This is a genomic window from Stenotrophomonas sp. Steno-C18 (assembly GCF_056393195.1).
On record NZ_JBWJOX010000001.1, the window covers coordinates 700,926 to 713,974 of the forward strand.

A 13,049-nucleotide genomic window follows, 5' to 3' on the forward strand; every position below is an offset into this window, starting at 1 on the left:
GCGAAAACGAGAGCGGGTTGCAAGGACCGATCAGGGCTTCTTCTGTGCGTCGATGAGCACCCACTGCCCTGCCCGCTTTTCAAACACCAGGTCTGCCCGGGCAGGCACAGGTGCAGGAGCCTCCTTCAGTTGGCGACCGCCTTGGAAACCGATCACATCGAGGGTGCCGCCCGTGACGCACGTCGTTCGCTCGGGCCCGGTCTGACTACAGTCGGCGCTCAAGTTGTCCCAGCCACGCACTTCCACGCGCTGCCCCAGTTCGGCCAACAGGTTCGCGTTCAAATACTGCTCGTAACCCTTCGCCACCTGCTCCATCGACGGCCCCTGGTCCGCCTTGCTGCATGCGGCCAAGCCGACAATGGCTACTGCAGCGGCCACCATTCCACGCTTCATGCACCTTCTCCTTGGTTCTTGGTGACGTCCACTTCGATCGTTTCGTTCCGATAGCCCAAGCTCACTTTCTCGACGGTCACGTCCATCTTGGGTTCCGTGCCGTCGATCCAAACTCGATTGACCGAGAAGACCACGCGGTCGTCCTGGAACGAGCGGCCTTGCCGCGCGAGGCTGGCCGCTTCAGCGGGGTCCATCCGGATCAGCAGCCGGTAGCGCCCGGCGTTCGGAGGGCTGGACACGCCGGTGGGCGTCTTGCGGATCCAGGGGACGAAGTTCTTTCCGGTGACACTCAAGCCAGCAACCGAGATCTGCGGCATCGGCACGAACACTTCCATGACGCCCCGATCCGGGTTGTAACTGACCCCACCCAGTGCCTTGAAATTCGGGCGTACGGCATACCGCCGAATCCCTTTGAACCGCTCCAGCCGGGCGTCGAAAGCAGGCCCGAAACGCTTCTCGATCGCCGCCGCGGATGGCTCCGCCTCTTGGCTGCCGGTCGTCCTCTTTGCAGCCACCCACGCCTGCCGTAAGCACCACTGCCGCTTTTCCGATGGCAACTGATAGGAGGAATGGGCCATGGCCAACAGGCCCATGTCGCACATGTCGATCCCTTGCGCGCCCGTGGAGGACAGCCCTTCGCGCAGGTGCTGAGCACCCTCAAGGGTGTCCCCGTCCAGGTCCCAGTAGATGCCGGCCGGCTCGGCGTACAGGGGATGGGATACCTTGGCCTGTGATCCGGACTTTCCAGAAAGGGCCCCTCCAACCTGCCGTAGCAAACCCGATGGGGTCGTGGATTGGGCGCTGGCACCCGTCGATAAGGCCAGCGCGATCGCGCCAGCCAGAACTGCCCCGTTCTTCATACAGCCCCTCGTTCCTTTGGATGGACTTGCCACATACTTACGTGGCACGTAGAGTCTACCCGGGGCGTAGGCCTTGCGTCATGATCGGTGCATGCTTGCACTGCATCCGTTCAGCCTGTGACTACGCCGACAACTCCGCGAGCGATCGTGGCCGCGCGCTTGCGCCAAGCCAGGATCCTTCGAGGCTTCAGCCAGCGCGAAGTGGGGGTCAGGATGGGCCTGGACAAAGACACCGCATCGGCTCGCATCAGTCGATATGAAAGCGAGTCGATGACGGTGAGCCTGGAAGCACTGTTTGAGCTTGCGCAGGCACTGGACGTGCCGCCGGCCTACCTGCTGGCGACGACGCCGGCGATGGCCGACGCGATTTTGGCACTGGGCGTTCAAAGCGAGACCCAGCAGGCCAAGCTGTCTCAAGCCCTCGAAGGGCTCGCCGCGCTCCCACCCGGCAAGCGGAAGCAAGCCATTGACCGACTCTTGGCAGACTTCACATAGCCGATAGCGATCGTTCTGTCGGTTTCAGTCGCCTGCGCGCGGTGACGCCACGGATGCGGGTCGTTGCCTGTATGCCAGCCGCCTCCTCCAGCATTCGCTCACCCAGCCTTCAGTTCCTGCGATCCGACTTCGAGGTCCCGCTGCAGGTTGTTGCCAACAGGATTTAGACCTACTAACGAAGGGCATATTCTCCAGAGCGATAGCTCCTCATGCAGCCGAGGGGCCTTGACAGGCTAGAAATTCAGCATACCTTTCCAAAATGAAGAAGCACTCCCAAGCTAGAGGAATTATTGCCGTTGCTCTCGCATGGCTTGCTGTAGCCATTGTTCTTGCAGATAAGATCATGGCCAGCTAAATGAGAGGAAGCGCTGCCGCCGCAAGAACCATAGCAGTTCCATAGAACGTATTGTATGAGGCAGACAGTAGGCCTTCGGCTATATCTTTCTGAGACAGCCACTCTCGCCTTTGTTTTTTGGAAGACTTCTCCATGACGGCCTGTTCGTAGTTGGATATTAAATCATCAACATCTGAGCGCCACTGCTGAAGCGAGCAGGGATCACAGTTGCGCAGACCTTCTAGCAACTTGACAAAGGCCCGGCTCTGCATGACCTCTCTAACATACACTGTCGGATGCTCTTTTTCGTTATCTATCAGCCGGTTAAGATAATTTCTCTTCCAGAATCCGACATAGACACCCAAGAGGATCTGAAGACCACCGGCGAATGTGAGAATGAGCTGCGCATCCTGTATCGTCCGCGGGGAATGGACATACTTTCCGTACACAACGACAGCAATTGAAAGTATGCCCGCCACTATCCAGGTGTACCTACCAAGGAAATTTGCCACCAGCTCTATTTTGGCCCACTTCCCCGCCATCTGCCTGCCTTGTGCTGCGCGAATCTCCCACTCAGCACCCATGTCTACCGGCTCAGTATTCGCATCTTCCATATTCAGCCCCATTTATCGTTCAAGGTTCACACCTCGGACACGCCACCCAACTAAATAAAAGAAAATTTAAATCGGCCCAGCTGCTGCGACTCCAACTCTGAGACTATCATCTGGATTGTAGGTAATCTGCTAAATCATAGTCGCCCGCCGAGCGAGCGGCCTCAGCCGCCCCTCCTTCTTGAACGTCCGCCCCTGCAGCAAAGAGTGCCTCGGCGATCTGACGCTTCACCTCGAAACCAAGCTCGGTGTCACGGGCCAGCCAGACCAATGGAGGCTGATCCTCATCGTCGTCTGTGTAGGTATAGGCATCGGGGTCCAGGCCAGTAGCTAAGAGCGCCGTCACCAGTTCGGCATCCCCCATCGCGCAGGCATTGTGCAGTTGGGGATACATCAGTGACCGCCCACGCTCCTGGAGGCTTTCTGGCAGCGCCTTTACCGCATCCAGCATCTCATCGAAGCGCTCACGGAAGGCCTCATTTCCGCTGTACAGGTCGTCGAAGCCCATGGCGGCTGCAATGCGTGCGTTCATATCTCTTCCTCTCTAAGGTTGAAGGACCATCACCTATCCAAGTGGGTGCTACGCGCTACGACTACGGCTTTGGCCAACTGCGCGCTGTCTGTCAAACGTGCCCTTAGTCGCCTCCCCCAGGCCCATCTGCCGCGTCACGACACTTCTTTGTCTCGGGCAAAAGGCCGCACTGGCACACCCATCGCATCCCCTGGTGCCCAACGCGCCTCCAGATCATTGGCTCGCTGGACGGCTTGCGCTTCGCAGAGTTCACGCATCGCCGCCTGCAACACCTTTGCGAAGGCGGCATGGTAGGGCTCACGCGTCTCCCCGTTGACCCAAGGCGCCTGCAATGCAGCTTCAACCGTGGCGTCCCATAGGTCACCCCGTTCAAGCGCACCGCTGAGCACTTGGTCGCTCACCACCAGGACATGCCCAGCCACCCGGCCATCCACCAGTGCCCACTCATGGGGAACCAGGGCAATGTCATCGAGCGTGGCCAGCGTTGCGATGCGGCCCAGCTTCTTCTGCAACCTGCTTGCGTCGTCCCGCGCCTGCCGCAAGGCCAATTCGATTTCCAGCTCACGGACCCGTTGCTGGGCTGCGTCCAGTTCGTCGATCAGGCGACGCTCTTTGACACTGCGCCCCACGCGTGAGGCCTGCCAAGCGACAAGTTCGGTGTAAGGGTAACGAACATGCTCGTTCGCCCCTCCACCAGAGCGGCCGGCGCCTTTCACAAAGGGCGGCCCTGCCGGAGGCGTTCGGCGGCGCCACTCGCCAAGCGTGTCGAAGTGGACCCCGAGGTAACGCGCCGCTGCTTTGGTGCTGATCGTAGGAGGCGGCAAGCCTGCGGCGGCTTTGGTCAGCTCAGCATCCAGTGCCGCCGAGCGCTGCTCCAGGTAGTCCTCTTCTTTACGCTGGCATTCCATTGGGTCGCTCCTTACTGGGCGTCGCGTCGGTTTCTTGCTGAGAAAATGGAGACTGGGGCATCGCCGGACTCGTCGAGCCGAGGCTTGTCCGTCCCTTTCAAGCGGTTCCAAACACGGGGACTGGTCGCGACCATGTGCTCTTCCACTCGTCCCATTGCCTCGCGAAGCTTTGACCATTCTTGCTCGGTGTAGCGCTCCGAGACAGCGGCCATGCGATCCTCGCCGCGGCCCAACGTGCGGTGGTGGAGCAGTTGGGACACGATTCGACTCTCGCCAAACAGGAGGGCGGCGTAACGGCCGAGCGTGCGGCGCAGATCGTGGATGGTCAGGCCGACGTCGACTTCTGCCCGCAAATCGAGCAACCCCGCGTCCCGGCGCACGTTTGCCACGATGCTCTTGCTGTCCGAGTAGTGCCCCGTCGTGCTGCGATCTGATCGGGCGGGGAACACAAACATGGTTTTGGCCAGTGCGCGGCGTGCCCTCTCCGCCTCTTTTTCCAACCGGTCCAGCAGATCCCGGCGTGCACGCCTGGCTCGAGCGGCGTCCAACACTTCTTCCGCGTCCGCCAAGTCTTGCTTGAGCTTGGTTTCGTCCGCGCGCTCATCGAAACGACGCTGCAAAATCTTTTCAGCAAAGTAGGCCACCGGCAGGTAGCGCTCCTCGCCATTCTTCGTGTCAAACAGGTAGACCTGGGACCCTGCCCGCCTTGTGTAAGGGTTGACCTCATCCGGCCCGGCCAACCAGACCCAGGACACCTCCGACTGGCGCAGCTCGCCCGGGGAGCACCGGTCAAACCAGCGCAGGGGGGCAGCTTCGCCGCGGCGGGTGCCCCAGAGCAAGGTCAGCAGCAAGTAGTCCGCGCCGGTGGCGTTCAAGCCGCCCTGCTCATCCCGCCTAGCCAAGATCACCTTCAGGACCGTGGGCAGCGTCTCGTCCCCCAACGGATTGCGCACTTCCGCGCGCTCGTAGTGCCGGCGCAGCGCTTGCGAGTCCCGCAGCATGTCGTCGTCGTGGATGACCTGGAACGGGTTGTAGCGCAGCACCGGTTCCCGCTGCTGCTGAGCGGCCGCTTTGCGTTCCCGCTTCAGCACCAGGTCGACCGCCCTCTTCGCGTCTGTGAACGCGTGCTCGGTCGACGCCAAACCGGCCGCTTTGACTCGCTGGATGTACTTCCCGGTCACGCCCAACGCTTCGAGCTGTTGCGTGGAGAGCTCGGCCCAATCCGGCTGATCAGCCAGCGCTTGGCGCATCGGGGTGGGGATCCGGTTGGAGCGCACCATGGACGATCGCCGCAAGCTGTCGAACGCACGGTGGATGTCCTTGTCCAACAGCTGAAGGATCGGTTTGTCCGCCAGCCCGACTTCCGGCCGAGCGAACCGCGCCAAGCTGTCTTGGATCGCCCGGATGCTGGCGGGCTTGGCTTTCTTGTTGCGGACGCGCTTCTGCAGGTCCTCAACGTAGGCCGCAAAGCAATCCGCCAGCGTGAGCCCCTTCAGCTCCACCAGCTGCTCGGCTCGGGCCTCTTCCTTCGAAGGATGCTCGCCCGTTTCTCGAACCACGGCCAACTTCCGCCGCGCCAGCTCGTAGGCTTGCTCCGGTCCGATGTCGGTGACGCTGCCCAGGGAGAACCGACGAACCCCGGCCGGGCCTCGGACCACGACTTCATAGGTGGTGCGGGTGGTGCCCACGTAGAAGCCAAAGCCCGTTGGCGCCCCCTGATTGCCGTCCAGGACGCGGTAAGGCTTCCCGGCGTCTGCCGACGGCCGTGGGGCGATGACCACCCTTCCCTGCTTGCCTTCGACCGGGCCTCGCGCCACGCTCAACTCGCAGATTTGCCGGTAGGTCAGCTTAAACTTGGTGCCTCGGCGGCGCGGGGCCGCAACAACCGTATCCATGGTCGATCCGCCGTCTGTCCGTCGCAACATCGATTTGATCCTCTTTGAGTGACTGGCGCAACCGCGGCGCAACGAAGAACCCCGTTACTTGCCGCAAGTCGCCTGGATTGATCGCTACAACCCGTAGGAAGTTCTCTTGCAAACCACTGATTCAAAAGCGAAACCGTCTGCATCGAAGTCCAGCGCAGAGCACACGCCCCTCATGAAGCAGTTCTTCGCAGCCAAGGCCGACTACCCGGACCTGCTGCTGTTCTTCCGGATGGGCGATTTCTACGAACTGTTCTACGACGACGCGCGCAAGGCCGCGCGCCTGCTGGACATCACCCTGACCCAGCGCGGCAGCTCGGGCGGTGCGCCGATCCCGATGGCCGGTGTGCCGGTGCATGCCTACGAGGGCTACCTGGCACGGCTGGTGGCGCTGGGCGAATCGGTGGCGATCTGCGAGCAGATCGGCGACCCGGCGCTGGCCAAGGGGCTGGTCGAGCGCAAGGTGGTGCGCATCGTCACCCCCGGCACCGTCACCGACGAAGCCCTGCTCGATGAACGCCGCGATACCCTGCTGATGGCGCTGTCGCGGACCAAGGCCGGCTACGGGCTGGCCTGGGCCGACCTGGCCGGTGGCCGCTTCCTGGTCAACGAGGTGGAAACCGACGACGCATTGGAAGCGGAGCTGGCCCGGCTGGAGCCGGCCGAGCTGCTGGTGCCCGACGAGGAGGACTGGCCCGAGTTCCTGCGCCAGCGCAGCGGCGTGCGCCGGCGGGCACCGTGGCTGTTCGACGCCGACAGCGGCCGCCGCCAGCTGCTGAACTTCTTCAAGCTGCACGACCTCACCGGTTTCGGCATCGACGACAAGCCGCGTGCCACCGCCGCGGCCGGTGCGCTGCTCGGCTACGTCGAGGAAACCCAGAAGCAACGCCTGCCGCACCTGACCTCGATCGCGATGGAGAACGCCGGCGAGGCGATCGCGATGAATGCCGCCACCCGCCGCCACCTCGAGCTGGACACGCGCGTGGATGGCGACACCCGCAACACCCTGCTCGGCGTGCTGGACAGCACCGTCTCGCCGATGGGCGGGCGCCTGCTACGGCGCTGGCTGCACCGTCCGCTGCGCCTTCGCAACGTGCTGCAGCAGCGCCACCACGCGGTGGCCACGCTGATCGACCGCGGCACCGATGCCGACCTGCGCGAGAGCTTCCGTGCGCTGGGCGACATCGAACGCATCCTCACCCGCATGGCGCTGCGCTCGGCACGCCCGCGTGACTTCTCCACCCTGCGCGACGGCCTGGGCCTGCTGCCGGCCATCAATGCGCAGCTGGATGGACTGGACTCCCCGCGGTTGCAACAGCTACGCGCCGAACTGGGCTCGCACGACGAAAGCGCGCAGCTGCTGGCCAGCGCCATCGCCGAGCAGCCGCCACTGAAGCTGTCCGACGGCGGCGTGATCGCCGAGGGCTATGACGCCGAGCTGGACGAACTGCGCCGGCTGTCCACCCACGCCGACCAGTTCCTGATCGACCTGGAACTGCGCGAGCGCGAGGCCAGCGGCATCGCCACGCTGAAGGTCGGCTACAACCGCGTGCACGGCTACTACATCGAGATCAGCAAGGGCCAGGCCGACAAGGCGCCGGTGCACTACACCCGCCGCCAGACCCTGACCAACGCCGAGCGCTACATCACCGAGGAGCTGAAGAGCTTCGAGGACAAGGTGCTGTCCGCGCGCGAGCGTTCGCTCAGCCGCGAGAAGCTGCTGTACGAAGGCCTGCTCGACACCGTCGGCGAGCACCTGGAGCCGCTCAAGCGCTGCGCGGCCGCGCTCAGCGAGCTGGACGTGCTGGCCGCCTTCGCCGAACGCGCGCAGGCGCTGGACTGGGCGCAGCCCGAACTGCAGGACGAACCCTGCCTGCGCATCGAGCGCGGCCGTCACCCGGTGGTCGAGGCGGTGCGGGATGCACCGTTCGAGCCGAACGACATCGACCTGCACCCGGACCGCCGCATGCTGGTCATCACCGGCCCGAACATGGGCGGCAAGTCGACCTACATGCGCCAGAACGCGCTGATCGTGCTGTTGGCGCATATCGGCAGCTTCGTGCCGGCCAGCCGTGCGCTGATCGGCCCGATCGACCGCATCCTGACCCGCATCGGCGCCGGCGACGACCTGGCCAAGGGCCAGTCCACCTTCATGGTGGAAATGGCCGAGACCAGCTACATCCTGCACCACGCCACTGCGCACTCGCTGGTGCTGATGGACGAGATCGGCCGCGGCACCTCCACCTACGACGGCCTGGCGCTGGCCGATGCGGTGGCCCGCCACCTGGCCTACCAGAACCGCTGCTACACCTTGTTCGCCACGCACTATTTCGAACTGACCGCATTGGCCGACGAGAGCCACGAAGGTGGCGCCAGCGGCATCGCCAACGTGCACTTGGACGCGGTGGAGCACACCGACAAGAACGGTGGCGAGCGGCTGGTGTTCATGCATGCGGTGAAGGACGGCCCGGCCAACCGCAGCTTCGGCCTGCAGGTGGCGGCGCTGGCTGGCCTGCCCCGCGCCACGGTGGCGCAGGCGCGGCGTCGCCTGGCCGAACTGGAGCAACGCGGCGGCGAAACCCAGTCCGCCGCGATGGCACCGCAGGCACTGGATGCACCGCAGCAGTTCGGGCTGTTCGCCGCCCCGAGCTCGGCCGCGCTGGATGCACTGCAGGCGATCGATCCGGACGAGCTGACGCCCAAGCAGGCGCTGGAAGCGCTGTACCGCGTGAAGTCGCTGTTGTAACGAAACACCGAGGGCCGCGAAAGCGGCCCTCGGTGCGTCCAGACACGGTTCGCGACCGAGGCCGCTCCAGCGATGACGGGCTCAGGCTGCGCTGGCGGTCACCAGCGCATCATCCAGCTCACCCGCACGCACCGATGCCGGTCGCTGCAGATGGACTGCGCAGTAATCCATGAACACCGGCTTGGCCTCCAGCTCGCCGACACGCATGTAGTAGCTCAGGAAGGAGGCCATATACAGATCGGCGACGGTGAAGCTATCCCCGACCAGATAGCGCTTGCCGGCCACCGCCGTTTCCAATGTGTGCATCAGGTCCTCGGCGGTGCCATAACCTGCTTCCATTGGCGGTGCCAGCGAGCCATGACGACGATCGGTGACGAAAGCCTCCAGCGGCCCGGCCGCAAATAGCACCCAGCGGTAGCAGGCACCGCGCTCGGCGCTGCCCACCGGCGGCAACAATCCCTTCCAGGGCGCCAGATCCGCAAGATGCAGGCAGATCGCTGCGTTCTCGGTAATGACCGTACTGCCCTGCAGCAACGCCGGGACCTTGCCCATGGGATTGAGCGCCAGGTACTGCGCGGACTTCATGCTGGTGCCGTACTCCAGTATCACCGCGTCGTAGCGCAAACCCGTTTCCTCCAGCATCCAACGGGTGATGCGCCCGCGCGATTGCGGATGGGTGTGGAACGTGAGCGTGTCGGACATGTCAGGCACCTGCCTTGTAAGGAGCCTGCAGTGTGCGCAGGGCCTGCTGACAGCCGTTGTCAGCAGTCAACGCGGACCGCGCTGCAAACACTCCTGGTTCCAGCGCCGCAACAGGCGATGACGCTGCTCCGGATAACGCTGGCCGGTGTCCTCCAGCCAGACCATGCGGTCGGCGCGGAAGTGGCGGAAATCACCACGCATCTCGCACCATGCGGCCAGCAGGCGGATCTCGGCCAGGAAGGCCATGGCGAAGGGCCAGATCACCCGCTCGCTGGCGCGCCCCTCCCCATCGCGGTAGTGGATGCGTACCGCGTTGCCGGCACGGATCGCACGGCGCAACGCCGGCAGCCACGGCTCCGGTTCGGCGGCATGCCATTGCGGTGCGAACAGGCCACTGGTCTCCACCTGCAGGCGCAGCCCTTCCGGCAACACGCCCGTCATCCGCTCCAGCGCCGCGCCTGCGGCCACCGCCAGCTCCGGGTCGGCGTGCGACGCCACCCAGCGCGCGCCGAGCACCAGTGCTTCCAGTTCCTCGGCCGAGAACATCATCGGCGGCAGCAGGAAGCCGGCACGCAGCTGGTAACCGATGCCCGGGTCACCGACGATGTCGGCCCCCTGCCCGCGCAGTGCGTCGATATCGCGGTACACCGTGCGCAGGCTGACGCCGAGCCGGTCGGCCAGTTGCGCACCGCGCACCGGCTTGCGGCGTCGGCGCAGTTCATCAAGCAGGTGCAGCAGGCGGGTGGCGCGTTGGCTCATGCCGGTGACCGGGAAACGGGGGGCGCACAGCATAGCCGCCACACCCGCCCCTGCACCGCGCCATGTTGCGGTGCGATGACCGAGACGAGGCAGCGGAAAGACAACAGCCGGCACAGATGCATTCCCGGGCGGCGATAGATGAACGCTATCAATGCGAACGGATCATTTGATTGTCCATTTCACCTGCCCGTGGCTACAGTCGGTTCAAGATGTCCCACTAGCCAGCAGGAGCCAGCGATGAGCAGCAACGACACCAAGCCGACCTGTCCGTACCACAGTGCCCCGACACCGGAGCAGGCCGCCCAATCGCAGCGCGATACCAGCACCACGCCCACGCAGAAGCATGGCGACGCGCCGGTGACGCCGATGACCACCGCCTTCGGTGCGCCGGTGGTGGACAACCAGAACAGCAAGACCGCCGGCCCGCGTGGCCCGCTGTTGATGGAAGACGTGTGGCTGCTGGAGAAGCTGGCCAACCTCAACCGCGAGATCATTCCCGAGCGGCGCATGCACGCCAAGGGTTCGGGCGCGTTCGGCACCTTCACCGTGACCCACGACATCAGCAAGTACACCCGCGCCAGGATGTTCTCGGCGGTGGGCAAGCAGACCGAGATGTTCGCCCGCTTCACCACCGTGGCCGGCGAGCGCGGCGCGGCCGATGCCGAGCGCGACATCCGCGGCTTCGCGCTGAAGTTCTACACCGAGGAAGGCAACTGGGACCTGGTCGGCAACAACACCCCGGTGTTCTTCCTGCGTGACCCGCGCAAGTTCGCCGACCTCAACAAGGCGGTCAAGCGCGACCCGCACACCAACCTGCGCAGCGCGCGCAACAACTGGGATTTCTGGACGCTGCTGCCCGAGGCACTGATGCAGGTGACGGTGGTGATGAGCGACCGCGGCATCCCGCGCAGCTTCCGCCACATGCACGGCTTCGGCTCGCACACCTACAGCTTCACCAACAACGACGGCGAGCGCTTCTGGGTGAAGTTCCACTTCCACAGCCAGCAGGGCATCCAGGCCCTGACCGACGCGCAGGCCGAAGTACTGGTGGGCAAGGACCGCGAGAGCCACGGCCGCGACCTGTTCCAGGCGATCGAGCGCGGTGAGTTCCCGAAGTGGAAGCTGTTCGTGCAGGTCATGCCGGAGCTGGAGGCGGAGACCTACCGCATCCACCCGTTCGACCTGACCAAGGTGTGGCCCAAGAGCGACTACCCACTGATCGAGGTGGGCGAGTTCGAGCTCAACCGCAACCCGGACAACTGGTACCAGGACGTGGAGCAGTCGGCGTTCGCACCAAGCAACCTGGTGCCGGGCATCGGCCCGTCGCCGGACAAGATGCTGCAGGCCCGCCTGTTCGCCTACAGCGATGCACAGCGCTACCGCCTGGGCGTGAACCACCACCAGATCCCGGTGAACGCGGCTCGCTGCCCGGTGCACAGCAACCACCGCGACGGGGCCATGCGCGTGGACGGCAACTACGGCGGCCTGCCGCATTACGAGCCGAACAGCTATGGCCAATGGCAGGAACAGCCGCAGTACCGCGAGCCGCCGCTGAAGATCCGTGGCGATGCCGACTTCTGGAACTTCCGCGAGGACGACAACGACTACTTCAGCCAGCCCGGCGCGCTGTTCCGCAGCTACAACGCCGAGCAGAAGCAGCGCCTGTTCGACAACACCGCGCGTGCCCTGGGTGATGCGCCGGACTTCATCAAGCAGCGCCACATCGACAACTGCAACAAGGCCGACCCGGCGTATGGCGCCGGTATCGCCGAGGCCTTGAAGAAGCTGGCGGCGAACCCGTCCGACCCGTTCCAGCCCGCCCATCCGGGCAGCGATTTCCCCAGCGCCACCCCGGGTGCGGAGGACATCACGCTGTGACACCGCACCCGTCCGGTTGAACGGGCGGGTCACCCGCACCACCCCGACGCCCGGGATGCCTGGATGGCATTCCGGGCGTTGCCGTCTGCCACACCGGCCACCCCGCGCGGGGTTACCATCCCGGCTTGGCCACCCACCGCAAAGGAAACCACCGATGAGCCTGACCGACGACCTTCTTTCCCAGCTGCAGGGTGCCCCCCTGCAACAGGTTTCCCAGCAACTGGGCATCGACAGCCAGCAGGCTTCCGGCGCGATCAGTGCCGCCCTGCCGCTGCTGATGGGCGCCCTGGGCAACAACGCCGCCAAGCCACAGGGCGCCGAAGCCCTGCTCGGCGCGCTGCAGAACAACCACAGCGGCCTGGACATCGGCAGCGTGCTGGGCTCGGTGCTGGGCGGCGGCAGCAGTCCGGCCACCAATGGTGCCGGCATCCTCGGCCACATCTTCGGCGGCAACCAGGGCCGCGCGGAAACCGGCCTGGCCCAGGCCACCGGCCTGAGCCAGGGCAATTCCAGCCAGCTGCTCAAGATCCTCGCCCCGATCGTGATGGCCTACCTGGCCCAGCGCATGGCCGGGGGTGGCAACCAGGCCAGTGCCGGCGGGCTGGCGCAGATCCTGGGCCAGGAGAAGCAGCAGGTCAGCCAGGCCGGCGGCATCGGCGGCGGCCTGTTGGGCAGCGTGCTGGACCAGGACGGCGACGGCCAGTTCGGCGTGTCCGACCTGATCAAGCTGGGCAGCGGCCTGCTGGGCTCGGGCAAGCGCTGACCTGTTCGGGCTGCGCCCGAAACAACAACGCCACCCTCGCGGTGGCGTTTTTTTCCCCGTGGGAGCGCCTTCGGGCGCGAGGCTGGGGCTCCTGCAACTGCAATCATTCCCTGCGGCGGACGAACCCCGGCTTCGCGGCCGAGGCC

General features: G+C 64.8%; 12 protein-coding genes. 4 read left to right on the top strand and 8 right to left on the bottom strand.

Going from position 1 to position 13,049, the window contains the following annotated elements; all coding sequences use genetic code 11:
* Positions 1 to 30 precede the first annotated feature (30 nt).
* Positions 31 to 393 (bottom strand): hypothetical protein, encoded by a 363-nt coding sequence (locus AC06FE_RS03320; protein ID WP_478072215.1) that lies wholly within the window; start codon positions 391 to 393, stop codon positions 31 to 33.
* A complete protein-coding gene (locus tag AC06FE_RS03325; protein WP_478072216.1) occupies positions 390 to 1,253 on the bottom strand; it encodes a hypothetical protein in 864 nt (287 codons plus the stop codon). The genes AC06FE_RS03320 and AC06FE_RS03325 overlap by 4 nt, the downstream gene beginning before the upstream one ends.
* Before the next feature lie 147 nt (positions 1,254 to 1,400).
* Here AC06FE_RS03325 and AC06FE_RS03330 point away from each other — a divergent pair, with 147 nt between their 5' ends.
* Positions 1,401 to 1,748, top strand: coding sequence for a helix-turn-helix domain-containing protein (locus tag AC06FE_RS03330; RefSeq protein WP_074726288.1), 348 nt, complete (start codon positions 1,401 to 1,403; stop codon positions 1,746 to 1,748).
* A 351-nt stretch (positions 1,749 to 2,099) separates the two neighbouring features.
* On the opposite strand, the gene AC06FE_RS03335 is transcribed toward AC06FE_RS03330, so the two are convergent.
* The 4 genes from AC06FE_RS03335 to AC06FE_RS03350 form a co-directional block, all read right to left on the bottom strand.
* Positions 2,100 to 2,708 (bottom strand): hypothetical protein, encoded by a 609-nt coding sequence (locus AC06FE_RS03335; RefSeq protein WP_478072217.1) that lies wholly within the window; start codon positions 2,706 to 2,708, stop codon positions 2,100 to 2,102.
* A gap of 94 nt (positions 2,709 to 2,802) precedes the next feature.
* Positions 2,803 to 3,225, bottom strand: coding sequence for a hypothetical protein (locus tag AC06FE_RS03340; protein WP_049450022.1), 423 nt, complete (start codon positions 3,223 to 3,225; stop codon positions 2,803 to 2,805).
* 134 nt (positions 3,226 to 3,359) lie between these two features.
* Positions 3,360 to 4,133, bottom strand: a complete 774-nt coding sequence (locus tag AC06FE_RS03345; protein WP_265953203.1) for a nucleotide-binding protein — start codon at positions 4,131 to 4,133, stop codon at positions 3,360 to 3,362.
* Positions 4,134 to 4,144: 11 nt separating this feature from the next.
* Entirely contained in the window at positions 4,145 to 6,028 is a 1,884-nt protein-coding gene (locus AC06FE_RS03350; protein WP_265953204.1) for a site-specific integrase, read from the bottom strand.
* Positions 6,029 to 6,164: 136 nt separating this feature from the next.
* Here AC06FE_RS03350 and mutS point away from each other — a divergent pair, with 136 nt between their 5' ends.
* A complete protein-coding gene (gene mutS / locus AC06FE_RS03355; RefSeq protein WP_478072218.1) occupies positions 6,165 to 8,801 on the top strand; it encodes a DNA mismatch repair protein MutS in 2,637 nt (878 codons plus the stop codon).
* 81 nt (positions 8,802 to 8,882) lie between these two features.
* On the opposite strand, the gene AC06FE_RS03360 is transcribed toward mutS, so the two are convergent.
* Both AC06FE_RS03360 and AC06FE_RS03365 read right to left on the bottom strand, forming a co-directional pair.
* A complete protein-coding gene (locus AC06FE_RS03360) occupies positions 8,883 to 9,503 on the bottom strand; it encodes a glutathione S-transferase family protein (protein WP_313251638.1) in 621 nt (206 codons plus the stop codon).
* 66 nt (positions 9,504 to 9,569) lie between these two features.
* Positions 9,570 to 10,262 carry a helix-turn-helix transcriptional regulator gene (locus tag AC06FE_RS03365; RefSeq protein ID WP_132865204.1) on the bottom strand — a complete coding sequence of 231 codons (693 nt, stop codon included), beginning with the start codon at positions 10,260 to 10,262 and terminating at the stop codon, positions 9,570 to 9,572.
* 237 nt (positions 10,263 to 10,499) lie between these two features.
* On the opposite strand from AC06FE_RS03365, the gene AC06FE_RS03370 reads away from it, so the two are divergent.
* Positions 10,500 to 12,140, top strand: coding sequence for a catalase (locus AC06FE_RS03370; protein ID WP_446540223.1), 1,641 nt, complete (start codon positions 10,500 to 10,502; stop codon positions 12,138 to 12,140).
* Positions 12,141 to 12,294: 154 nt separating this feature from the next.
* A complete protein-coding gene (locus tag AC06FE_RS03375) occupies positions 12,295 to 12,903 on the top strand; it encodes a DUF937 domain-containing protein (RefSeq protein ID WP_313251642.1) in 609 nt (202 codons plus the stop codon).
* The last annotated feature ends 146 nt before the right edge of the window (positions 12,904 to 13,049 follow it).